This is a genomic window from Arthrobacter sp. NQ4, from assembly GCF_029077345.1.
In the GTDB taxonomy this organism is placed as follows: Bacteria; Actinomycetota; Actinomycetes; order Actinomycetales; family Micrococcaceae; genus Arthrobacter.
In genome coordinates this window covers 56,746-79,964 of the sequence record NZ_JARETC010000003.1, presented here as the reverse complement: position 1 = coordinate 79,964, position 23,219 = coordinate 56,746, and the positions used below count along the sequence as shown (strand labels likewise).

At 67.3% G+C, this 23,219-nt stretch carries 20 protein-coding genes; 16 read left to right on the top strand and 4 right to left on the bottom strand.

The genetic code is table 11. The annotated features are described in order from the left end of the window. Positions 1-184 precede the first annotated feature (184 nt). The 4 genes from rpsO (at position 185) to PUN51_RS06805 (ending at position 5,015) form a co-directional block, all read left to right on the top strand. Complete coding sequence (rpsO, locus tag PUN51_RS06820; protein WP_043452786.1) at positions 185-454, top strand: 30S ribosomal protein S15; 270 nt, start codon at positions 185-187, stop codon at positions 452-454. A gap of 242 nt (positions 455-696) precedes the next feature. Then, positions 697-2,955 carry a polyribonucleotide nucleotidyltransferase gene (locus tag PUN51_RS06815; RefSeq protein WP_159635603.1) on the top strand — a complete coding sequence of 753 codons (2,259 nt, stop codon included), beginning with the start codon at positions 697-699 and terminating at the stop codon, positions 2,953-2,955. Positions 2,956-3,067: 112 nt separating this feature from the next. Beyond that, positions 3,068-4,411 (top strand): M16 family metallopeptidase, encoded by a 1,344-nt coding sequence (locus tag PUN51_RS06810; RefSeq protein WP_159632347.1) that lies wholly within the window; start codon positions 3,068-3,070, stop codon positions 4,409-4,411. A gap of 106 nt (positions 4,412-4,517) precedes the next feature. Beyond that, a complete protein-coding gene (locus tag PUN51_RS06805; RefSeq protein WP_275180322.1) occupies positions 4,518-5,015 on the top strand; it encodes a DUF1579 family protein in 498 nt (165 codons plus the stop codon). Between the two features lie 75 nt (positions 5,016-5,090). Here the strand turns inward: PUN51_RS06805 and PUN51_RS06800 are convergent, their stop codons facing one another. From PUN51_RS06800 to moaA, 3 genes are all read right to left on the bottom strand, one after another. After that, a complete protein-coding gene (locus PUN51_RS06800) occupies positions 5,091-6,533 on the bottom strand; it encodes an HNH endonuclease signature motif containing protein (RefSeq protein WP_275180321.1) in 1,443 nt (480 codons plus the stop codon). Positions 6,534-6,755: 222 nt separating this feature from the next. Further along, positions 6,756-7,022 (bottom strand): MoaD/ThiS family protein, encoded by a 267-nt coding sequence (locus PUN51_RS06795; protein WP_159632342.1) that lies wholly within the window; start codon positions 7,020-7,022, stop codon positions 6,756-6,758. Positions 7,023-7,027: 5 nt separating this feature from the next. Further along, positions 7,028-8,155, bottom strand: a complete 1,128-nt coding sequence (moaA, locus tag PUN51_RS06790) for a GTP 3',8-cyclase MoaA (RefSeq protein ID WP_275180320.1) — start codon at positions 8,153-8,155, stop codon at positions 7,028-7,030. 119 nt (positions 8,156-8,274) lie between these two features. Between moaA and PUN51_RS06785 the strand changes: the two genes are divergently transcribed. The 8 genes from PUN51_RS06785 (at position 8,275) to PUN51_RS06750 (ending at position 15,409) form a co-directional block, all read left to right on the top strand. Beyond that, the gene (locus PUN51_RS06785; protein ID WP_374114918.1) at positions 8,275-9,945 is read left to right on the top strand and encodes a molybdopterin-dependent oxidoreductase; all 1,671 of its coding nucleotides are present in this window, start codon (positions 8,275-8,277) and stop codon (positions 9,943-9,945) included. A gap of 23 nt (positions 9,946-9,968) precedes the next feature. Continuing rightward, entirely contained in the window at positions 9,969-11,258 is a 1,290-nt protein-coding gene (locus tag PUN51_RS06780; protein ID WP_275180319.1) for a molybdopterin molybdotransferase MoeA, read from the top strand. Next, positions 11,246-11,737, top strand: a complete 492-nt coding sequence (gene moaC / locus PUN51_RS06775; RefSeq protein ID WP_224025601.1) for a cyclic pyranopterin monophosphate synthase MoaC — start codon at positions 11,246-11,248, stop codon at positions 11,735-11,737. Before PUN51_RS06780 ends, moaC begins: the two co-directional genes overlap by 13 nt. After that, positions 11,734-12,264: a MogA/MoaB family molybdenum cofactor biosynthesis protein gene (locus PUN51_RS06770; RefSeq protein ID WP_159632338.1), complete on the top strand. Its 531-nt coding sequence runs from the start codon at positions 11,734-11,736 to the stop codon at positions 12,262-12,264. Before moaC ends, PUN51_RS06770 begins: the two co-directional genes overlap by 4 nt. Next, a complete protein-coding gene (locus PUN51_RS06765) occupies positions 12,254-12,718 on the top strand; it encodes a molybdenum cofactor biosynthesis protein MoaE (RefSeq protein WP_159632337.1) in 465 nt (154 codons plus the stop codon). The genes PUN51_RS06770 and PUN51_RS06765 overlap by 11 nt, the downstream gene beginning before the upstream one ends. An 87-nt stretch (positions 12,719-12,805) precedes the next feature. Further along, on the top strand, positions 12,806-13,576 hold the full coding sequence (gene dapB / locus PUN51_RS06760) for a 4-hydroxy-tetrahydrodipicolinate reductase (protein WP_224025602.1): 771 nt from the start codon (positions 12,806-12,808) through the stop codon (positions 13,574-13,576). 3 nt (positions 13,577-13,579) lie between these two features. Then, the gene (locus PUN51_RS06755; protein WP_159632335.1) at positions 13,580-14,053 is read left to right on the top strand and encodes a hypothetical protein; all 474 of its coding nucleotides are present in this window, start codon (positions 13,580-13,582) and stop codon (positions 14,051-14,053) included. Positions 14,054-14,419: 366 nt separating this feature from the next. Next, a complete protein-coding gene (locus tag PUN51_RS06750; RefSeq protein ID WP_275180317.1) occupies positions 14,420-15,409 on the top strand; it encodes a TM2 domain-containing protein in 990 nt (329 codons plus the stop codon). 124 nt (positions 15,410-15,533) lie between these two features. Here PUN51_RS06750 and PUN51_RS06745 read toward each other — a convergent pair whose 3' ends face one another. Beyond that, positions 15,534-16,769, bottom strand: coding sequence for a heparan-alpha-glucosaminide N-acetyltransferase domain-containing protein (locus PUN51_RS06745; RefSeq protein WP_275180316.1), 1,236 nt, complete (start codon positions 16,767-16,769; stop codon positions 15,534-15,536). A gap of 113 nt (positions 16,770-16,882) precedes the next feature. Between PUN51_RS06745 and PUN51_RS06740 the strand changes: the two genes are divergently transcribed. The 4 genes from PUN51_RS06740 to PUN51_RS06725 all read left to right on the top strand — a co-directional run bounded on the left by PUN51_RS06740 (position 16,883) and on the right by PUN51_RS06725 (position 23,212). Further along, on the top strand, positions 16,883-17,464 hold the full coding sequence (locus PUN51_RS06740) for a hypothetical protein (RefSeq protein ID WP_275180315.1): 582 nt from the start codon (positions 16,883-16,885) through the stop codon (positions 17,462-17,464). A 58-nt stretch (positions 17,465-17,522) separates the two neighbouring features. Next, positions 17,523-18,431: a 4-hydroxy-tetrahydrodipicolinate synthase gene (gene dapA, locus PUN51_RS06735; RefSeq protein ID WP_141940780.1), complete on the top strand. Its 909-nt coding sequence runs from the start codon at positions 17,523-17,525 to the stop codon at positions 18,429-18,431. Positions 18,432-18,471: 40 nt separating this feature from the next. Next, the gene (locus tag PUN51_RS06730; protein ID WP_159632332.1) at positions 18,472-20,163 is read left to right on the top strand and encodes a ribonuclease J; all 1,692 of its coding nucleotides are present in this window, start codon (positions 18,472-18,474) and stop codon (positions 20,161-20,163) included. A 160-nt stretch (positions 20,164-20,323) separates the two neighbouring features. After that, positions 20,324-23,212 (top strand): FtsK/SpoIIIE family DNA translocase, encoded by a 2,889-nt coding sequence (locus tag PUN51_RS06725; protein ID WP_275180314.1) that lies wholly within the window; start codon positions 20,324-20,326, stop codon positions 23,210-23,212. The last annotated feature ends 7 nt before the right edge of the window (positions 23,213-23,219 follow it).

Below are 23,219 nucleotides of genomic sequence, written 5' to 3'. Positions count from 1 at the left end.
GCCGCACGTGTTTCGACAAGGTTAGGCCCGGGCCGGTAAACTGGACGTTGGATCCGGCTGCAGTCCGTGGCGGCTGGTTCCTGTTGGTGGCGGCCCCTTCCGGATTACCGGGGCGGACGAACACGGCAGACCCGGCAGTGAGTTACTGACCTGGGCCCTCACGGCACATTCCCAAGGAGTTATTGTGGCACTTGACGCCGCTGTAAAGCAGTCCATCATCAAGGAATACGCAACCGCCGAAGGCGACACCGGTTCACCGGAGGTCCAGGTTGCCGTCCTGACCCAGCGGATCAAGGATCTGACTGAGCACATGAAGGAGCACAAGCACGACTACCACACCCAGCGCGGTCTGCTGGCCATGGTTGGTCGCCGCAAGCGCATGCTGAGCTACCTCAAGAAGACTGACATCGCCCGCTACCGTTCGCTCATCGAGCGCCTCGGCCTGCGCCGCTAGTCTGGCTTTGGGGCGGCCCTTTCCATCCGGAACGGGCCGCCTTCTTCAAATGAAAAACTAAACAGGAGGATCAACCGCATCACGCATTCGCGGTCCTCGGTAGTGATCCCCGGGAACGGCTTCGTTGACTGAAGCCGGCGGCCCGTGGGTCTCGATCGATGACCGGGTGCAGGGCCAGTAGACAGATGCTGGCCAGGTTGATGCGGCTGGACTTCCGTAAAAAAGAAACGGAGGTGACTCTCTTGGAGGGTCCCGAAATCCAGTTCTCGGAAGCAGTCATTGACAATGGCCGTTTCGGCAAGCGCGTAATCCGCTTCGAAACCGGCCGGCTTGCCAAGCAGGCAGCCGGCGCGGCCATGGTGTACATCGACGATGACACCGCGCTGCTGTCCGCAACCACCGCCGGCAAGCACCCGCGTGAAGGCTTCGACTTCTTCCCGCTGACCGTCGACGTCGAAGAGCGCATGTACGCTGCCGGCCGTATCCCGGGCTCATTCTTCCGCCGCGAAGGCCGCCCGTCCACCGAAGCCATCCTGGCCTGCCGCCTGATGGACCGCCCGCTGCGCCCCGCCTTCATCAAGGGCCTGCGCAACGAGGTCCAGATCGTGGTCACCGTCCTGGCCATCAACCCGGACGAGCTCTACGACGTGGTGGCCATCAACGCCTCCTCCATGTCCACGCAGCTGTCCGGCCTGCCGTTCTCCGGCCCCATCGGCGGCGTCCGCGTTGCCCTGGTGAACGACGAAAACGGCTCCCAGTGGGTTGCTTTCCCCAAGCACTCCCAGCTCGAGAACTCCGTGTTCAACATGGTGGTTGCCGGCCGCGTTGCCGGTGACGACGTTGCCATCATGATGGTCGAGGCCGAAGCCACGGACAACTCCTGGAACCTCATCAAGGAACAGGGCGCCACCGCCCCCACCGAAGAGGTTGTGGCCGAGGGCCTGGAGGCTGCCAAGCCGTTCATCAAGGCCCTGTGCGACGCCCAGGCTGACCTGGCCGCCCGCGCTGCCAAGCCCACGGTCGAGTTCCCGGTCTTCCTGGACTACGAGGACGACGCTTACGCCGCCGTCGAGTCCGCTGCCGCCGACAAGCTCGCCGCCGTCTTCCAGATCGCCGACAAGCAGGAACGCGACAACGCTTCCGACGCACTCAAGGACGAGGTCCTCGCCGGCCTCGCCGGCCAGTTCGAAGGCCGCGAGAAGGAACTGTCCGCAGCGTTCCGCTCGGTCACCAAGCACGTTGTGCGCCAGCGCATCCTCAAGGACCAGGTCCGCATCGACGGCCGTGGCCTGACGGACATCCGCCAGCTCACCGCCGAGGTCGAGGTCCTGCCCCGTGTCCACGGCTCCGCCATCTTCGAACGCGGCGAGACCCAGATCATGGGTGTCACCACGCTGAACATGCTCAAGATGGAACAGCAGATCGACTCGCTGTCGCCGGTCACGCGCAAGCGCTACATGCACAACTACAACTTCCCGCCGTACTCCACCGGTGAAACCGGCCGCGTGGGCTCGCCCAAGCGCCGCGAAATCGGCCACGGCGCCCTGGCCGAACGTGCACTCGTGCCCGTCCTGCCGTCCCGCGAGGAATTCCCCTACGCCATCCGCCAGGTGTCCGAAGCCCTCGGCTCCAACGGTTCGACGTCGATGGGTTCCGTCTGCGCCTCCACCCTGTCCCTGCTGAACGCCGGTGTGCCCCTTAAGGCCGCCGTCGCCGGCATCGCCATGGGCCTGGTCTCCGACCAGGTGGACGGCCAGACCCGCTACGCAGCCCTGACCGACATCCTCGGCGCCGAAGACGCCTTCGGTGACATGGACTTCAAGGTTGCCGGTACCTCCGAGTTCGTCACGGCCATCCAGCTGGACACCAAGCTCGACGGCATCCCGGCCTCGGTCCTGGCCGCAGCCCTGAAGCAGGCCCGCGAAGCCCGCCTGCACATCCTCGAGGTCATCAACTCGGCCATCGACACCCCGGACGAGCTCTCCGAGTTCGCACCGCGCGTCATCGCCGTGAAGATCCCCGTGGACAAGATCGGCGAGGTCATCGGCCCCAAGGGCAAGATGATCAACCAGATCCAGGAAGACACCGGCGCCGACATCTCCATCGAGGACGACGGCACCGTCTACATTGGCGCCACCAACGGTCCGTCTGCCGACGCAGCACGTTCCGCCATCAACGCCATCGCGAACCCGCAGGTCCCGGAAATCGGCGAGCGCTACCTGGGTACGGTCGTCAAGACCACCACCTTCGGTGCCTTCGTATCGCTGACCCCGGGCAAGGACGGCCTCCTGCACATCTCCGAGCTCCGCAAGCTGGCCAACGGCAAGCGCGTGGACAACGTGGAAGACGTGGTCTCCGTCGGTCAGAAGATCCAGGTGGAAATCACTAAGATTGACGACCGCGGAAAGCTCTCGCTCGCCCCGGTGGTCGCTGAGGAAGAGGCTCCGGCCGACTCCGAGCGCGCCCACGCCACGGAGCCTGCCGAAGGCGCTGACGTCTAACAGCCCGGGCTTCCCGGCACAAGCATGAAGCGGCGGGACCGGTGGATGATCCACCGGTCCCGCCGCTGTTACGATGGCAGCCAGATCCGGCTGCCCGTCCTGAAAGGCATCAATGACTGTTGTACCCCTGCCGCTTGAGCAGAACCACGCCGGCGACACCCTGGTCCACGGCTCCGACGGCGGGTCCGAGGTCCGGCGTTCAGTGCTGCCGGGGGGAGTGCGGGTACTGACGGAAGCGATGCCGGGCCAACGGTCAGCCACCATCGGGTTCTGGGTGGGCGTAGGCTCCCGCGACGAAGCTCCCGGCCAGCACGGATCCACCCACTTCCTTGAACACCTGCTGTTCAAGGGCACCAGGCGCCGCACGGCCCTGGAGATCGCCTCCGCCTTTGATGAGGTGGGCGGCGAATCGAACGCGGCCACCGCCAAGGAAAGCACCTGCTACTTTGCCCGGGTCCTGGACTCGGACCTGCCTATGGCCATCGACGTCATAGCGGACATGATCACCGGCGCCGTGCTGGACCCTGACGAGATGGAGCAGGAACGGGACGTCATCCTCGAGGAAATCGCCATGGACAGCGATGACCCCACCGATGTTGCCCACGAGCACTTCGTGGCCAAGGTCCTGGGCAGCCACCCGCTTGGCCGTCCCATCGGCGGCACCCCCGCGGCCATCAAGGCCGTTGCCAGGGACTCGGTGTGGGAGCACTACCGCAGGTACTACAAACCGGAGGAGCTGGTCATCACCGCCGCGGGCGGCCTGGACCACGACGTCGTCTGCGGCCTTGTGGTGGACGCCCTCCAGGCCGCGGGCTGGTCACTGGAACCGGACGCGGCACCGGTGCAGCGCCGGTCCACCGAACGTGCCCTGATCACCGGAACCGCCGGCCTGCACGTGGTCAAGCGCGCGGTGGAGCAGGCGAACATCATCATGGGATGCCCCACCATCGTTGCCACCGACGAGCGCCGCTACGTCATGAGCGTCCTGAATGCGGTGCTGGGCGGCGGCATGTCCTCCAGGCTGTTCCAGGAAGTCCGCGAGAAGCGCGGCCTGGTGTACTCCACCTACTCCTTTGCCTCGTCCTACGCCGACGCCGGCTATTTCGGCATGTACGCGGGCTGCACACCATCCAAGGTCCGGCAGGTGCTGGACCTGCTGGCGATCGAGCTGGACAAGCTCGCCGAACACGGAATCTCCGAGGACGAGCTCCGCAAGGCCGTGGGACAGCTTGGCGGCGGAATCGTCCTGGCCCTGGAGGACACGGGCTCGCGGATGTCCCGGCTGGGCAGGGCCGAACTGGTGTCCGGTGAATACCAGGACATTGATGAGACGCTGCGCCTTATCAAGGCCGTCACCGTTGAACAGGTCCAGGAACTGGCTGCCGAACTCGCCGCGGCGCCGCGGACCGTCACAGTGGTTGGCCCGTTCGAGGAGAACGAGACCTTCGGGCTGTAGCCAACCGGCTGCATACGGCACAGAGGCTGGCGGCGCCACGCAGAAGAGTCCATCCTGAGGTGCAGGGGGTTCATGTCTGCAGGCGGGGCGATGGGCGGTGCACGAAATGGAGCAAGGGCATCCTGCCCTGTCCGGCCTTCTGGGCCACTGGCGGGGCCAAACCCACGTCGCTGCAGGCCCATGGGGGCCCGAACGCAGTGTCGACGCCGAGGTGACCTACAGCCGGGTGGCCGCGGGACTGGGCGTCGTGCAGAGCTACCGCCACGTCGAACCGGACGGCAGCCATTTTGAAGGCCACGGCATCTTCACTGTCGATCCGGTCCACAACGACGTGCTCTGGTATTACGTGGACAGTACTGGCGTGCCGCCCGGTACTGCCGCGCGCTGTACCTGGCGCCACGGCGTCCTCCGCGTTGATCGTCCCAGCGACGCCGGATGGACCCGCCACTCCCTCCTGCTCCGTGACGGTGTCCTGACCCACGTCACCGAGTTGCGCTCAGTTGCCAGGGACGACGACGGCGGCACAGCAGGTGGGGAAGCCGCTGCGGATGGACGAAGCCCGGCCTACAGGCCGTTTATGCGCTCGGTCTTCCGCCGGGACTGAGGTGCTTCGACTGGCTTGAACTGCTCGCCGGGGTGTCGAGGGCCCACAGTGTGAAGGGGGAGCGCTTGAGGTCCACTATGGCCAGGACTGCATCTTGTTCCAACAGTCCTTCAATGGGTCTGGCGGCAGCATGAAAGGGCGCGAGTAGAACTCATCCCACAGGGGGTCGTCGAGGGGGATCGCTTCTGGCGTAAGAAACTTTTCCTGCGGGTCTGTGCCCAGCAATGCACTTTCCTCATAGGGAAACGCATTTAAGAGTCCCACTCCTGGCGGCCAGTGGGTTGGTTCTGCATCCTGATGCTCTGGGTTGTAATGGCGTCCGGTGGGTGAAGTCCAGCCGGGCGGTTCGTGATTGTTGGCCGGCCCGGGTGTCCACCTGCTGTTGTGTTTGAGCCGGTGGTGCCTTGGGCACAGCTGAGCCAAATTACTTGCTCCGGTAACGCCGCCGTGTTGCCACGCTTGTAGGTGGTCGGTTTCGTTGTCGGGGGTGCGGTTGGTGCAGCCGGGGAACGTGCACTTGGCGTCGCGCATCCTGATCCAGCGTTTGATGGTTTCGGTGAGCCGGTAGTTTTTGCGGCCTATCTCCAGGGGTGCCCCGTCCCTGGGGTCGACGAGGACCCGGTAGAACGAGTCAGCCCCGTCGGCGACAAGTTTGCGGGCCATGGAGACCGGGATCGGCCCGAAACCATCGAGCATTGCGGGTTCATCGGTCTGACCGAGCAGGGAGAATACGGGCACCATCACCAGGACGTCTGCCCGCGGGGCGGGGACCTTCCCGACCTCCGTGGATTTCCCGGTCTGTGTGGTGTTCCCAGTGCCGAGAAGCAGTGATGCGGCGATGTCGGGGCGGAGCTGGGTGAGGGTGCGGGGTTCGTCGGGGCCTTGGAGTCCGCGGGCGGTGGCGGTGGTCCGGTTCCAGACGGCGCAGGCGGTGTCGCCGGGGAGGTAGAGCGAGACCCAGGCCATGCCATCGCGGTCGGGAGTGAATTCCATCCGCCGGTCAGCCACTCCCTTTGCGTGGCGTTTCTCGATCGACTCGGGGTGGTGGCGTTCCCGCCAACCACGGACCTTCGCCCGGAACCGGGACGGAACGAGGTCGCCGGGGGCCGCGCCGCGGGCGGGCTGGGGTGCGTCGGGGTCGAAGAAATGCGCAACCAACGCAACAGCACCAGCCCCATCGAGGCCTTCGGTTTCGTCCGCGACAATCCGGGCGTGCTGCCACGACATGTCCCCGGCGGACAGTGCATCGAACACCAGCGGCAGGGAACAAATCCGCCGCGACTGCTCCACGAACACCCCAGCTGCGGCAGAGCTGAGGGTCAGGACCCCGGCGATCTCCTCCACCGCCGACATCTGCGCGTAGGTGCGGTCCTGGACCGAAGCATCCGGCGGCGTCATCGCCTCCTGCAGTTCAACGGCCCGCGCAGCCTGCCGGGACTTTACCGCCCCGAGCTGCGCTTCCAGCCGGGCCATCAGCTCCAAGCCTTCCAGGCACAGCTTGTACCGGTGCTGCAGCATGTCAATATCCCCAGCCGCAGCTTTCAGCGCTGAATGTTCGAGGTTCCGGTCTTCAAGAGCGAGAGCATCAAGGGCAGCAACAGAGGTATGAACACCCTCCAACACCGCCCCAAGACCACCGCTGATTCCCATACCCACATCATCCAGCGTGGGTCTGACAATCAAGCCCCTACCGCGAAGCCCCGACAGCCAGAACCGTCATGGCTCCAGCAGCCCTAGCGCCTAGCCCCCTGCGAAGGGCGGCAGCACGTCCACGACGTCGCCGGGGCCAAGGACGGTTGCCTGGTCCCGCACGGCCACCTCATTGAGCAGGAAGCTGCTCCGCGAAAGAAGCCGGGGAAGCGGCGGAGTGCCCGCCGGAGGCTCCGCGCGCTCCACGGCGGCGATGGCTGCCAGCAGGTCCGCTACCGTGGCGCCCTCGGGCAGCTGGAACTTTTCTTCCTCGAAGCCGGCTGCAGCGCGCGCGGCAGCAAAATAGCGTACAAGCATCTGTGTCAGCCCCCGATGGCGCTCATGCTGCGGTCCGGCTGGACGAAGTCCGGAGCGTCAAGTCCCACGTGGTCCATGCCGTGGGCCTTTGGTTTGATCCACATGGCGTCCTGCCACCGCTGCGCCAGTTCCGCATCGGAGGCGCCCGCGCGCAGCAGGCCCAGCAGGTCGAACTCCTCGCGTGAGAACAGGCAGCTCATGATCTTGCCCTCGGCAGTAATCCTGGTGCGGCGGCAGTCGGCGCAGAACGGTTCGGTGACGGAGGCAATGATGCCCACTGTTCCCAAAACCGGGCTGTCGGTATCAGCGGAACCCGCCACCCGCCGTCGTACTTCAAACCGCTCCGCGGGAGCGCCGTCACGCGCCCGGGGATCCGGGGTGAGGACGTAGTCCCGGGACAGCAGTCCGCGGATTTCGGCGGCGGTGATCATGTTGCGCCGCGTCCAGCCATGGTCGGCATCGAGCGGCATCTGCTCAATGAACCGCAGTTCGTACCCGCGTTCCAGCGCCCACGCCAGCAGCTGTGGCGACTCGGCGTCGTTGATGCCCCGCATCAGGACCGCGTTCAGTTTGACCGGGCCCAGCCCGGCAGCCCAGGCAGCGTCCACGCCGGCCAGGACCTGGTTGAGGAAAGGGCGCCGGGTCAGCTTGGTGAACGTCTCTTCATGCAGCGAGTCCAACGACACGTTGATGCGGGTCAGCCCGGCGTCCTTGAGCGCCGCCGCCTTCTTTGCCAGGCCGACGCCGTTGGTGGTCATGGAGATCGGCAGGTCCGGGTGGTTGGCCCGCAGGGCCGCGATGATGTCCACCAGGTCATGCCGGACCAGTGGCTCACCGCCGGTCAGCCGCAGTTCCCGGACGCCCAGCTGCTCCACGCCGACCTTGACGATCCGCACGATTTCCCCGGCCGACATCACTGCCTGCTTGGCGAGCCATTCCAGGCCTTCCGCAGGCATGCAGTAGGTGCAGCGGAGGTTGCACTTGTCCGTCAGAGACAGCCTCATGTCCGTGGCGCGGCGGCCATACCGGTCCGCCAGTCCCGCCGGCGCATCCGCGGGCCGTCGTGCGGGGACGCCGGGCAGCGCCGATGCTGCTTCCTCCCGCGGCTGCGGCATGCCTAGCTGGACACTCATGAATTCAGGCTACGCCACGTTGCGCCGCGCATCACACCTGTGACCGGGAAGCGGAAGCACCTGGCGCATCCGGGGACATCATCCACGCGCGGAGCGCCGGCGAACCTATGCTGGAAGTTGTGAGGAGTTCCCGGCAAAAGCACGGAGCGGACGACGACGGCGCCGGCCTTGGGGAGCGTGCGGAAAGTCCCGTCCGGCACCGGGCAGTCCTGCGCACCGGGGCCCGCTGGGCCGCGGCTGCCGGAATAGGTGCAGCCGCCGGCGGCGTCGCCGTGGGGGAGCTGGCGGCAGGTCTTGCCAGCCCCTCCCTTTCACCGCTGACCGCTGTGGGCGGGGCTGTCATCGATGCCGTCCCGCCCGGTGTCAAGGACTGGGCCATCGCCCTCTTCGGCACGGCGGACAAGGCTGCGCTCCTGGCGGCCATGGCGCTGGCCATTGCCGTGCTGGCCGCAGTTGCCGGCGTCCTCGAGCGCCGACGGCGGTTCGCCGGTGCCGCCGTGATGGGCATCTTCGGGCTGGCCGGCGTGGCAGCGGTCCTGACACGGTCCCAGGTGACCCCTGCAGCCCTCGTGCTTCCGCTCCTGGCCGCGGCAGTCGCCGTCGTGCTGTTGCGTTTCCTGGCCCGGCGGCTGCAGGCGTGGGAGGACCTGGAACCTGGAGACGCAGGCCCGGAAGGCGAAGGCCCCGGCGACACAGGGCCTGCCGGAACCGGCACCGCCGCTTCCCGACGCAGTTTCCTCCAGGCCCTTGCCACCACTGCCGCGGCCACTGCTTTGGGCGGAGTGCTGGCGGGAATCTGGCGCGGCGCCGCAGCAGCGGTCAGTGAAGCCAGGGCACGCATTTCCCTTCCCCTGCCGGCGTCGGCCGCGCCGCCCATTCCCGCCGCCGCAGAGCCGGGCGTCGCCGGCATGCCGCCGCTGGTCACCCCGAACCCGGACTTCTACCGAATCGACACAGCGCTGGCTGTCCCCGCGGTCAGCCCGGAGACGTGGGTCCTCAAAGTCACCGGACGGGTGGCCCGCGAAGTCCAGCTTTCCTTCGCCGACCTCCTTGCCAAGCCCTTGGTTGAACGCCACGTCACCATTGCCTGCGTGTCCAATGAGGTGGGCGGGGACCTGATTGGCAACGCCCGCTGGCTCGGCTGGCCGGTGCGTGAACTGCTGGCCCTGGCCGGTCCCCAGCCGGGCGCGGATATGGTCCTCTCCCGAAGCGCCGATGGCTGGACCGCCGGAACGCCGCTGGATGCCCTGACCGACGGCAGGGACGCGCTGCTTGCCGTGGGCATGAACGGTGAGCCCCTGCCGCTGGAGCACGGCTTTCCGGTCCGCCTGGTGGTCCCCGGCCTTTACGGCTATGTGTCAGCCACCAAATGGGTCACAGAACTCAAGGTCACCAGGTTCGCCGACGACGCCGGGTACTGGACGCCGCGGGGCTGGTCCGCGCGCGGGCCCATCAAGACGTCGTCGCGCATCGACGTGCCCCGCAGTGGGCGCCCGGTCAGCGCAGGAACCGTGGTTTTCGGCGGAGTTGCCTGGGCCCAGCACACCGGCATTGGGAAAGTGGAGCTGCGGGTCAACCGGGGACCGTGGCAGGAAGCCGAGCTGGCCCCGGGCATCTCGGTGGACACGTGGTACCAGTGGAAGCTGGCCGTCGATCTCACCTCTGGGCAGTACGAGGTCCAGGTCCGCGCCACGAACCTGTTGGGTGAACCCCAGGACGAAACGGCGCGGCCGCCGGCGCCGGACGGAGCTACGGGATTCCACACGGTTAGAGTGGACGTGAAATCCTGACGGCCGCGACCAAAGGCGTACCCATGACCAGCCACCCCCACGGCAAGGCCAAGCATGCGCGGAGCGTCGCTGCGCATGCGGCCGCCGTTGCGGAACTCCTCCAGCCGCTCCGCTCGCCGGAGCGCACGGAAACCCTGCCGCTCATCCAGGCGCTGGGCCGCGGCCTGGTGGACCATGTCGCCGCTCCCATCAGCCTTCCCCCGTTCGCCAACTCGCAGATGGACGGGTACGCCGTCCGCGCCGGCGACCTGTCGGGCGCCGGCGCGGACCTGCGCATCGTGCCCCCGGTCCCAGCCGGGTCCAGCCCGCAGCCGCTGGCGCCCGGAACGGCCGCCCCCATCATGACCGGTGCCATGATCCCGGAGGGGGCTGACGCCGTCGTACCCATTGAAAAAGCGGTGCCGGACCGCTTCCCGGAGCCCGGCCCGGACGGCGCAGTGAACTGGAACGGCACAGTGAAACTGAACGGCACAGCGAACTGGAACGGCACAGTGAAACTGCCTGCCACCGCCCCGGGAACGTATGTCCGCGCCGCCGGCAGCGACATTGCTGCGGGGGAGCGGGCACTGGCTGCCGGTACCTGCCTGGGGCCGGCGCAGTTGGGGCTGCTCGCCGCGCTGGGCATCCCGGAAGTGACGGTTTCTAAGGCCGCCACCGTCCTGCTTGTCACCACCGGGGACGAGGTGGTGGATCCCGGCCAGGACCTTGCGCCGGGCAAGATCTACGACTCCAACGGAACCCTCCTGGAAGCCGCCATGCAGCAGGCCGGGCTGACTGTCCGGCGCACCGCCATTTCCACCGACAACCCCGCGGAGCTGCTCGCGCTGCTGCGCGCCGGGAGCCCGCGCGCGGACCTGATCGTGACCACGGGCGGGGTCAGCAAGGGCGCTTACGAGGTGGTGCGCCAGGCGATGGCAGGCCAGCCTGTCGAGTTCCTGCACGTGGCCATGCAGCCCGGTGGTCCCCAGGGAATCGGAACATTCGACGGCGTTCCCTTCCTTGGGTTCCCGGGCAATCCGGTCAGCTGCCTGGTGTCCTTTGAAATGTTCCTCCGTCCCGCCCTGTCAGCATGCCTCGGGGCGCCGGCACCGAGGCTGCCCCTGCGTGCCCGCCTGGACCAGCCCCTGGCGTCCCCCGCGCACAAGCACCAGGTCCGGCGTGGAAGCCTGCAGCCGGACGGGTCCGTGAAGCTGGAGGGCGGCGAGGGCTCGCACCTGATGCACGCGCTCGCCGGTTCCAACGTCCTGGTCCACGTTCCCGCTGGCGTAACGGAGCTCGCCGCCGGCGACGAGGTGGAAGTATGGATGTTGTGAACGCAGAACAAACCCCCGCACTGACGCACCTGCGCCAGGACGGCAGCGCCCAGATGGTGGATGTTTCCGCCAAGGCAGAAACAACCCGCGAGGCCACGGCCACCGCCACGGTCCGGACCACCCCGGAGGTGATGCGGCTCCTGGGCACCGGGGGGCTTCCCAAGGGGGACGCGCTGGCCGTCGCCCGCGTCGCCGGCATCATGGCGGCCAAGAAGACCCCGGACCTGATTCCGCTGTGCCATCCGCTGCCCCTCGCCAAAGTCACGGTCGATTTCGACCTCGGCGAAGATGCCGTCTCCATCAGCTCCACTGTCAAGACACGGGGCGTCACGGGAGTGGAAATGGAGGCCCTGACCGCCGCGTCGGTGGCGGCCCTCAGCGTCTACGACATGATCAAGGCCGTGGACAAACATGCCGTCCTGACAGACATCAAGGTGCTGGCCAAGAGTGGCGGCAAGAGCGGAGACTGGGCCCTGTGACCACCCCCCACATCCTGCATCTCCCCGAACCGCACCGGCACGGCGACGTGCAGGGGCGGAAGGCCGGCGTCGTCATCGCCTCCACCCGGGCCGCCGCCGGCATCTACGACGACGAGACCGGACCGGTCATCACCGACTGGCTCACTGAACATGGCTTCGACGTCTTCCCGGCCATGGTGGTCCCCGACGGCGATCCCGTGGGCGCCGCCATCCGGGCGCTCCTCACCCAGCACCCCGCCGTCGTCATCACCAGCGGCGGCACCGGCCTCAGCCCGGACGACCGGACACCGGACGTCACCCTGCCGCTGCTGGACCGGGAAATCCCCGGCATCATGGAGGCGATTCGCCGCGCCGGCGCTGCCAAGACCCCGCTGGCTGCCCTCAGCCGGGGATATGCCGGTGCCGCCGGGCGTACCTTCATCGTGAACCTGCCCGGATCGCCCAAAGGCGTCATGGACGGGCTGACCGTCCTGGACCCGGTGATCGGACATCTTTGTGACCAGCTGGAAGGCGGACATGGGCACTGAAGCATTCGAAGTAGTGAGCGCGGTCCTGAGCGCGGAGCCCATCTCCGTGGACCAGGCAATCGCCGCAGTGGAAAGCGACACGGCCGGCGCCGTGGTCAGCTTCAGCGGCGTGGTGCGCAACCACGACGGCGGCAAGGCCGTTGAGCGCCTCAGCTACAGTGCGCACCCCACGGCGCACCAGGTGATGGCCGACGTCGTCGCGCGCCTCGTTGCCGAACAGAACGCCGAAGCAGGTGCCGGCACCGGACAGCCCGTCCGGATCTGGGCGGCGCACCGGATCGGGATGCTGGAGATCGGGGACCCCGCCCTGGTGTGCGCGGTGTCCGCCGCGCACCGCGGGCAGGCGTTCGCCGTCTGCTCCGATCTGGTGGACCGCATTAAGGAACAGGTGCCCATCTGGAAGGAACAGTTCTTCTCGGACGGCACCGTCGAATGGGTCGGCGCAGGCAGCTGACGCTGCTGCCCGGACGGCCCCCGGGTGCGAGGTAACGCACGCCATCCGGTTCCTGCCCGCACCCGTCCCGCCGGTAGGGTTAATGCCATGACCGAACAACACTCCGTTCCCAAGCTGGTGGCCGTCCTTGGTGCCAATGGACGCATGGGCGCCGAGGCCGTCAAGGCCATCGACGCCGCGCCCGACATGAAGCTCGTTGCAGCCCTGGGACGGGGTGACTCGCTGGAGCAGCTGGCAGCCTCAGGTGCCCGGTACGTGGTGGACCTGACGGTTCCCGAAAGCACCGAAGCGAACGTCCGCTTCGCCGTCGAGCACGGCATCCACGCCGTGGTGGGAACCACCGGCTGGGACACGGGGCGGCTGTCCGCCCTGGAATCCCTGCTGGCAGCGCACCCGGAGACCGGCGTTCTCATCGCCCCCAACTTCGCCCTGGGCTCGGTGCTGGCCTCTGCCTTCGCCGCGAAGGCGTCCAAATACTTCGAATCGGTGGAGATCATCGAGCTGCACCATCCGGACAAGGTGGACGCCCCTTCCGGCACCGCAGTCCGCACCGCTGAGCTGATCGCCGCCGAACGCCGGGCAGCGCAGGTGCCGCCCAGCCCGGATGCCACCACCAGTGAACGTGCCGGCGCCCGCGGCTGTGAGGTGGACGGCGTCCGGGTCCACAGTGTCCGGCTTCGCGGCCTCGTGGCACACCAGGAAGTCCTCCTGGGTGGCCCGGGCGAACAACTGACCCTCCGCCACGATTCCTTCGACCGCGCCTCGTTCATGCCCGGCGTGCTCCTGGGCCTGCGCAACGTTGCCGCACACCCGGGGCTGACCTTCGGCCTGGACGGCTACCTGGACCTGGGGCTCTAAGCCGTGAACGGGCTCCTTGCCGGCTTCCGGAAGAACCGCACCAAGATCTGGGTGGGCGCTGTGACGCTGCTGCTGGTCTTCTACCTGGTGGTGTCGTTCCAACGCTCACTCCTGCTCCTGACGGACAGCAACCTCACGGCCAAGGCCATCGGCGCCGCCTACCTGGTGCTGCCTGTGGTGGGTGCCTGGGCCCTGATCCGCGAGCTGATGTTCGGTGCCCGCACCGAGCAGATGGCCAAGGTCCTGGAAGCCGAAGGCGGGCTGCCCGTCGATGAGCTTCCGCGCACGCCGGGCGGCCGGATCGTCCGGGCCGCGGCGGACGCTGAATTCGAAAAGTACCGGGCCGAAGCCGAGGCCGCTCCCGATGACTGGCGTTCCTGGTTCCGCCTCAGCTGTGCCTACGACGCGGCCGGCGACCGCAAACGTGCGCGGGCGTCCATGCGTGACGCCGTGAAGCTCTTCACCGCCGCCTCCTGATACCGGCCTGCGCCAGCCCTGCTCCCGCAGCCCCCGCGCTCCGCGGCCTCCTGCGCCGTTTAGTGCGATGGGCATTTCTGCCCATCGCAGTCCGTTGCCGTCCGCGGTAGGTTTTATTTAGTAAAGACTCTTTAGCTTTGGGGGAAAGCATGAGGTTGGCCATGTCCATGCCGCGGGCGTGGGCCAGCTGTACCCCAGGCCCTCTCCCCGGGCAGCCGCACCCATCCCTGCCACGCACCAGCGCTCCCTTGCCGCGTGCCGGGAAGCCGGAGGCTGCCTGATGCTGCACGCACCCCACCCTTGAACCGCCCGCACACCTGCACCCGTGCACCCAAGAACCCGCACCTTTGGACAGAAGGACCATCCATGAGCCACCCGAATTTCCCCAACCCATCGCAGAGCGGGCCGTCCGCTCCGCCCATTCCGCCGGCCCCGTCCACCTTCGGCGGACAATCCACGTTTGAGGGGCACTACCCCGGAGCTCCGCAGGGGGATTACCAGCCGGGGCCCCACGGCAGCGGCCCCTACCCGGACGGTCCCCGGAAGTCGTTCATGACAACCTGGATCCTTTCGCTGCTGCTGGGTACCTTCGGCGCGGACCGCTTCTACCTTGGCAAGATCGGCTCGGGCATCGCCAAGCTCCTGACGGCCGGCGGCCTCGGCATCTGGGCCATCGTGGACCTGATCATCACCTTGACCGGAAACACCAGGGACAAGGATGGCCGCCCGCTTGAGGGCTACCCGGAGAACAAGAAGAAGGCCTGGATCATCACCGGCGTCGTCTGGCTCATCAGCATCATCACCGGAATCCTGCTGACCATCATGTCCGTCGCCATGATCGGAGCTGCCCTCGACAACCGGAAGCTCCCCGTATCTCCCGAGCTTCCGTCGGCCTCGCAGGCAGCGCCCAACCCGTCACGTGGAACAACCCCGTCGAACGGAGCCGCTCCGTCCAGTGGCGCCGACGCCGGTGCAAACTCCTTCGTTGCCACCGTGTCCGAAGGCAACACTGTCAAGATCAGCGTCCTCGATTCCATCTACACGGCCGAAATCCCGGGCATGACCTACATGCAGCCGAAGAACGGCGGTTTCCTCGCGGTCAAGGTGTCCTGGGAGACGCTGACCGGAAGCAGCTTCTCCAGCCCCTCGAATTTCAAGGTCTACGACGCCGAGGGCAAAGAGGGCGAACTGGTCTATCTTGACGATGGCATGGGCGCCCTGCCCACCGACGAGGTCGGTGCCGGCGATGTCCGCCAGGGCGTCATTGCGTTTGATGTGAAGAAGGGCCCCACCCAGGTTGTTGTCAACGATGACTTCGGCGACAAGACGGCCACCTTCACCCTGACCCCGCAGTAGCAGCCGGCGCACTGCAGCCGGTTTCAGAACGAAACCCGCGGCCCCACTTTCCGGTGGGGGCGCGGGTTCTTTTTCATTCCAGAGCGGGGGCGAAGCCGGGCCAGGCGAGGTGGATTGCCTTGGTTCAGGAGAGGGCCTTGAAGCCGCCCCGGCCCACCACGGCCGCCGCATGGCCCGCCCATTCCAGCGGGCCGCGCCAGGACAGCCGCGCAAAGACAATGCCAACAGTGATGGCAGTGGCCGCCTGGGCAAAGTACATCCCGTCCTCCGTCCAGCCGGCGGGCAGGGGTTTCAGATAGAAGCTGGACACCACCCAGACGTGCACTGTGTACAGGGTCAGCGTCATGGCGCCGGCCCCGCGCAGCGGAAGCAGCAGGTCCAGGTCCACCCACTCCGCGAGGCGCCCCAGCAGCAGGCAGGCGCCAATGACCGCCGCCGCCACTGCCGAGGTGTGCAGCAGGTCAAGCGGAGTTCCCGAGTGCGGTGCGGCCGATGCCAGCCACCACCAGGAGCCCTCCTGGGGGATACCTGTCAGGTTGACCTGCAGCACGCTGCCCAGCGGATACCCCGGGGAATTGAGGACCTTTTCCAGCGCTGCCACGCCGCCCCAGTCCTCCATGGCCGCTGCCCCCAGGGCCTTGGCCGCCACGGCCACCACCGTTCCGGCCGACAGCAGCAGTATGGGAACCAGTGCCTTGGTGAGGACCAGGCGCCCGATCACCAGCCCCACCAGCAGGTAGGACAGCCACTGGAACACAGGGTAGTAGCCGGTAAAGAACACATCCGCGAGCAGCCGGGAAGGTGTTCCGAGGTCTTCCCAGCCAGGGTTGTGGCCCAGCTTCAGGGGAGGCTCAGGGGCAAGGAGCCAGGGCCGCATGAGGTATGCCAGCACTGGCGAGGCAAGGATCCAGCCACCGGCCCAGGCGCACAGCGGCTTCACGCCAAGCCCCAGGAAGGGGAGGATGCACAGGAACAGCACGGCGTAGTGGACCAGGATAATGGCCACGTTCACCTCCAGGCCGCCCAGGGTAAGTCCGACGGCGGCAATCACCAGGGCGCGCAGCGCCACACCGCGCCGGGCGGCGGAGAGCCCGGGGCCTGCCAGCGGCTTGTCCTTCCCGGTGGACAGGGCAAGTCCCACGCCGGCCAGCACGGCGAAGAGGGCGGCGGCGCGTCCCGAGAAGGTGAGGCCAATCCAGGTTGGCGTGAGGTTTGCATTCGATTCGAACGTCGGCAGCAGGTGGGTGGCCATCATGCCCAGCAACGCCACGCCGCGGGCGGCATCGATGCCCCGGAGGCGCCCCGGCTGTTGCCTGCCTGGGGCCTTGCGGGACCGGGTGGCCGGGCTACGGGACGTCATGACCAGATCGTCTCACATGCTGCTCCTGAGTCGCTTGTGACAGCGGGCGCCAGCGGTGCCCGGAGCGCCAGCATCCCTTGTATTCGAATATATGTTCGAATAGCATGTCGGGTATGGAAATGACGTCGTCCGGAGCATCCGGATCCAGGGGAGGAGCGGCCGGGGGAGCCGCCCATGAAACCAGCGGGCAAGGGCGCCGGCAGCCGGAAGCCCCGCCGGGCAGTCTGCAGGCGGCCCCGGTGCGGGAGGGCAATGTGCAGGCGGGTCCTGCATGGGAGGGCCGTGCGCCGGCAGGCACCGCCCAGGCGGATCACGTGCAGTCCGGGAGCCTGCCGCGCCGTTACGCCCCGGACGACCTTCCGCCCGGGGATCCTGGCGCCGCGGACGGGCCACTGAAGGCGATGAGTCCCGGAGTGGTGGACTACTTGTTCCGCCAGCTTGTTTCCGGGCGGCCCGCGGAGGACGTCGCGTGGGAACGGGAAGGCGTCAGCCTTGCGGCCCAGCCGGCGGGGGCAGAGCTGGCCCGCAGGCTTGCTGAAACGGATCTTGATGCCCTGACGCCCACGGAGTTGTTCCATTACGTGCGGGCGGCGCAGCGGCTCGCATCATGGGCAGAGGGCCTTCGGCAGTCGGCGGTCGGCCGCTATTGCCATGCGGGGGCGGACGCTCCACGGCCAGGGCGTCGTCGTATTTGACGTTCGTCACGCCCGTGGCATTGTCCTAACCAGCCGGGGACAGGGTAACGTTTTTTCCATGGCTGACTCTTCCGCGCACATCCCTGCCCTCGGTACCCTCCTGACCGCCATGGTCACGCCGTTCACCAAGGACGGCGCAGTGGATTACGACCAGGCGGCAGCGCTGGCCAGCAAGCTGGTCGACGACGGCTGTGACGGCCTGGTGGTCACCGGCACCACCGGCGAGACCTCCACGCTGACGGACGAAGAGAACCTCGGCATGTTCCGCGCCGTGAAGGATGCCGTGGGCGGCCGGGCGGCCATCATTGCCGGGACCGGCACCAATGACACCGCGCACTCGGTCCACCTCTCCCAGCAGGCTGCTGCCCTCGGCGTCGACGGCCTCCTCCTGGTGACCCCTTACTACAACAAGCCCAGCCAGGCCGGTGTCCGCGCCCACTTCGAGACCATCGCCTCCGCCGTGGACGTACCCGTCATGCTGTACGACATCCCCGGCCGGTCCTCGATTCCGATCGAACCCGACACCATGATCCGGTTGGCGCAGCACCCCAACATCGTCGCCGTCAAGGACGCCAAGGCAGACCTCACCGCAGCCACCCGCGTCATGGCAGAAACCGACCTCCTGTTCTACTCGGGCGACGACGGGCTGACCCTTCCCTGGATGGCGCTGGGCGCCGTCGGCCTGGTGGGTGTCACCACCCACGTCGCCACCCGCCGCTTCCGCGAGCTCATCGACGCCGTCAACGCCAATGACCTTGGGACTGCCCGCAAGATCAACTTCGAGCTGCAGCCCGTGGTCCGCGCAACCATGACCCGTGTCCAGGGGGCCGTGGCGGCCAAACAGATTCTTAAATGGCAGGGAGTCCTGCCCAACTCGATTGTCCGTTTGCCCCTCGTGGAGCCGGACGAAACCGAGATCGAAACCATCCGCGGGGATTTGGCGGAAGCGGGGCTGGTCTTCTCCTGAGGCTAAGACCGGCACCCTTCCGCCTGGAAAGAAGTGCACTATGACCCAAACTGCCCTTACCGGCCTTGTCACCCCTCCGCGCCTGCCCCAGGGCACCCTGCGGATCGTCCCGCTTGGCGGGCTGGGGGAGATCGGCCGGAACATGGCCGTGTTCGAAATCGACGGCAAACTGCTGATCGTGGACTGCGGCGTCCTCTTTCCCGAGGAAACCCAGCCCGGCGTTGACCTGATCCTGCCGGACTTCTCGTACATTGAGGACCGGCTGGACGACGTCGTGGCCGTGATCCTCACGCATGGTCACGAGGACCACATCGGCGCCGTGCCGTACCTGCTGCGCCTGCGCAACGACATCCCCCTGGTGGGCTCCCAGCTGACGCTGGCCCTGATCGAGGCGAAGCTGCAGGAGCACCGCATCCGGCCCTACACGCTGACCGTTGAAGAAGGCCAGGTGGAGAAATTCGGGCCGTTCGAATGCGAGTTCGTCGCCGTCAACCACTCCATCCCGGATGCCCTTGCCGTGTTCATCCGCACGGCCGGCGGCACGGTCCTGCACACCGGTGACTTCAAGATGGACCAGCTGCCGCTGGACGGACGCATCACCGACCTGCGCCACTTCGCCAAGTTGGGCGAGGAGGGCGTTGACCTCTTCATGTCCGACTCCACCAACGCCGACGTGCCCGGATTCACCACGGCCGAGAAGGAAATCGGCCCCACCCTGGAGCGGCTTTTCGGCCAGGCCACCAAGCGCATCATCGTGGCGTCTTTCTCCTCCCACGTCCACCGCGTGCAGCAGGTCCTTGACGCCGCTGCCAAGCACAACCGCAAGGTGGCCTTTGTGGGCCGCTCCATGGTCCGCAACATGGCCATCGCGGAGAAGCTGGGCTACCTGGACGTCCCTTCCGGGCTGATCGTCGACATCAAGAACATCGACAACCTGCCGGACAACCGCGTGGTCCTCATGTCCACCGGCTCCCAGGGCGAGCCCATGGCGGCCCTGTCCCGGATGGCAAACGGCGACCACCGCGTGGTGGTGGGCGACGGCGATACCGTCATCCTGGCCTCCAGCCTCATCCCGGGCAACGAGAATGCGGTGTTCCGGATCATCAACGGTCTCCTCAAGCTCGGCGCCGACGTGATCCACAAGGGCAACGCCAAGGTCCACGTGTCCGGCCACGCAGCAGCCGGGGAACTGCTCTACTGCTACAACATCCTCGAGCCGCTCAACGCCATGCCCGTGCACGGCGAGACCCGCCACCTGATCGCCAACGGCAAGATCGCCATTGAGTCGGGAGTCCCGGAAGCCAGCGTCATCCTTGCCGACAACGGCACGGTCATCGACCTCCGCGACCACCAGGCGGACATCGTGGGCCAGGTGGAGGTTGGATTCGTCTACGTTGACGGCTCCAGCGTGGGCGAAATCACCGACGCGGACCTCAAGGACCGCCGCATTCTGGGCGATGAAGGCTTCATCTCGATCATCACGGTTATCCACCGGGCCACCGGCAAGGTGGTGTCCGGGCCCGAGATCCACGCCCGCGGTGTTGCCGAGGACGATTCAGTCTTCGACGACATCATCCCCAAGATCAACGCGGCACTGGAAGAAGCAGTCCAGAACCACGCCGACCACACCAGCCACCAGCTCCAGCAGGTGGTGCGCCGCGTCGTGGGCACGTGGGTCAACCGCAAGCTGCGCCGCAAGCCCATGATCATCCCGGTGGTGCTCGAGGCCTGAGATTAGCTCCGCTGCCGCAGGGCAGGTTCGGAAGGCCCCGGTTCACCGCGAACCGGGGCCTTCTGCGTGTCCGGGCGGTGCGGCCGGTGCCCCCAACCGATGCGCTCCCCGGGCCCCGATATCCCCGGAATCACAGCATGCTTCCGGTACCGTGGCTACTATGGCCACACGTACTACTTCCGCGCCCAAAGGTACCGGCAGGGGCAGCTCCGGCAGCAAATCCGGGAGCTCCACAGCCCGCGGAACCGGCTCCACTGCCAGCAAGGCAGGGCGCGGCGGCTCATCCAGCACTGCGCGCACCCGCCAGCTTCCCGCCGTCGAACACCACCAGCCGTGGCTGCTGCGCGTTGTCGGCGGAGCATGGCTGGGCATGGGCCATCTGGTGGGCGGGGGAGTGCGCCGCATCGGCCACGACGTCAGTGACCTTCCTGCCGAGGACCGCCGCGACGGCGCCGCGCTGTTCAACCTGGCGCTGGGGGTTTTCATCGCCACGTTCGCCTGGTGGGGCCTGACGGGCTGGTTCCCGGACGCCGTCTACGCCGTGGTGAACGGCACCTTCGGCTGGATCTCCCTGCTGCTTCCGCTCATGCTGTTCGTCTGCGCCTTCCGGTTGTTCCGGCAGCCCTCCGACGGCCGGGGCAACAACAGGGTGGGCATCGGCTTCCTGATTATGACGTTCGCCGGCTGCGGCCTGGCGCACATCCTGGGCGGCCAGCCCACCGTCGCCGACGGCTTCGACGGCCTCCGCAAAGCCGGCGGCATGCTTGGCTTCCTGGCCGCCACGCCGCTGGCCGCCATCCATCCCGCCGTTCCTGTGGCCCTCTACGGCCTGCTCGCCTTCGTGTCCCTGCTGATTATCACGGCCACCCCGTTCACGGCCATCCCGCGCCGCATCCGCGGAGCCTACGAGCACCTTATGGGCATCGACCTGATGGACCAGGAACGCCCCGACGTCCACGACCGCAGCTACCTGGAACGGACGGCCCCCGCCGCACCCCGCAAGAAGAAGCGCAAGCTCTTTGGCAAGGACCAGGAGTCCGAGCCGGGCCTTGAGGGCTACGTAGGCGACGAAGCGTTTGAGCACGCCGTCATTGACGACGACGAGCAGGAACCTGCCCGGCCCGCGCCGGGCGTGCGTCGGCCCACCCAGGCGGAGATCGCCGTCGAGAAGATCAAGGCCGCCCAGGGCCTGGGCGCCGGTTCGCAGGCGGCCCCGCCGGAAAACGCCACCGAAGCCATCCCCCTGGTCATCCCGGGTGCCGCGGCTCCGGGCAAGCCTGCCGCCGCGCCCACCGTGCCCTCGAACCCGGTGGCGCCCGCGCCGCCGCCCGTTCCCATCCCGCAGCGGACCGAGCAGCTCTCGCTCGCCGGCGATGTCACGTACACCCTCCCGGCCTCGGACTTCCTGACCCCCGGATCCATCCCCAAGGAGCGCACGGAAGCGAACGACGCCGTCGTCGCCGCCCTGACCGATACCCTGCAGCAGTTCAACGTTGACGCCACCGTCACCGGCTTCAGCCGCGGCCCCACCGTCACCCGGTACGAGATCGAACTTTCGCCGGGCACCAAGGTGGAGCGTGTCACCGCCCTGTCCAAGAACATCTCCTACGCCGTCGCCTCCAGCGATGTCCGCATCCTCAGCCCCATCCCGGGCAAGTCGGCCATCGGCATCGAGATCCCCAACACGGACCGCGAAACCGTCTCCCTGGGCGATGTCCTCCGCAGCCAGAACGCCCGCCGCACGGACCACCCGATGGTCATGGGCGTGGGCAAGGACGTGGAGGGTGGCTACGTGGTGGCCAACCTGGCCAAGATGCCGCACCTCCTGGTGGCTGGTGCCACCGGTGCCGGTAAGTCGTCCTTCGTGAACTCAATGATCACGTCCATCCTGATGCGTGCCACCCCGGACGAGGTCCGCATGGTCATGGTGGACCCCAAGCGTGTGGAACTGACCGCCTACGAGGGCGTTCCACACCTGATCACTCCCATCATCACCAACCCCAAGAAGGCGGCCGAAGCGCTGCAGTGGGTGGTACGGGAAATGGACGCCCGCTACGACGACCTCGCCAACTACGGCTTCAAGCACATCGACGACTTCAACAAGGCCGTGCGCGCCGGCAAGGTCCAGCCGCCGGTCGACTCCAAACGCGTCATCCGGCCCTACCCGTACCTGCTGGTGATCGTGGACGAACTCGCCGACCTCATGATGGTGGCCCCCCGCGACGTCGAAGACTCCATCGTCCGCATCACCCAGCTGGCCCGTGCCGCCGGCATCCACCTGGTCCTGGCCACCCAGCGGCCCTCCGTCGACGTGGTCACGGGCCTCATCAAAGCCAACGTGCCCTCGCGCATGGCCTTCGCCACGTCCTCCGTCACGGACTCCCGGGTGGTCCTGGACCAGCCGGGCGCCGAGAAGCTCATCGGCCAGGGTGACGCGCTCTTCCTGCCCATGGGCGCCTCCAAGGCGATGCGTGTCCAGGGCGCCTGGGTCACGGAGTCGGAGATCCACAAAGTGGTGGAGCACGTCAAGGGACAGCTGCAGGCTGTCTACCGTGACGACGTCGCCCCTGAAGCGGAAAAGAAGCAGATCGACGACGACATCGGGGACGACCTCGAGGTGCTGCTGCAGGCCACTGAACTGGTGGTCACCACCCAATTCGGCTCCACCTCCATGCTGCAGCGCAAGCTCCGGGTCGGGTTCGCCAAGGCCGGCCGGCTCATGGACCTCCTCGAATCCAGGGGAGTGGTGGGCCCCTCGGAGGGTTCCAAGGCGCGTGACGTCCTGGTGAAGCCGGACGACCTCGCCGCCGTCCTCGCCGCGATGAAGGGCCAGGAAGCCCCTGCGGCGCCTGACTCGCAGACCGCCGCACTCAGTGACAATGCCAACGCCAACATCGCCCAGGGCGGCTACGCCGAAGACCTGGTGGCTGCGGACCTGGACCAGAGGAAGCAGAACGTCGAATACTACGACGGCTCGGATTCGGCCCCGGGCGGCTACGGCGATGACGACGACGGCTCCGAAGACGCGTGGTCCCTCACGGGACGCTAGGCCGGTA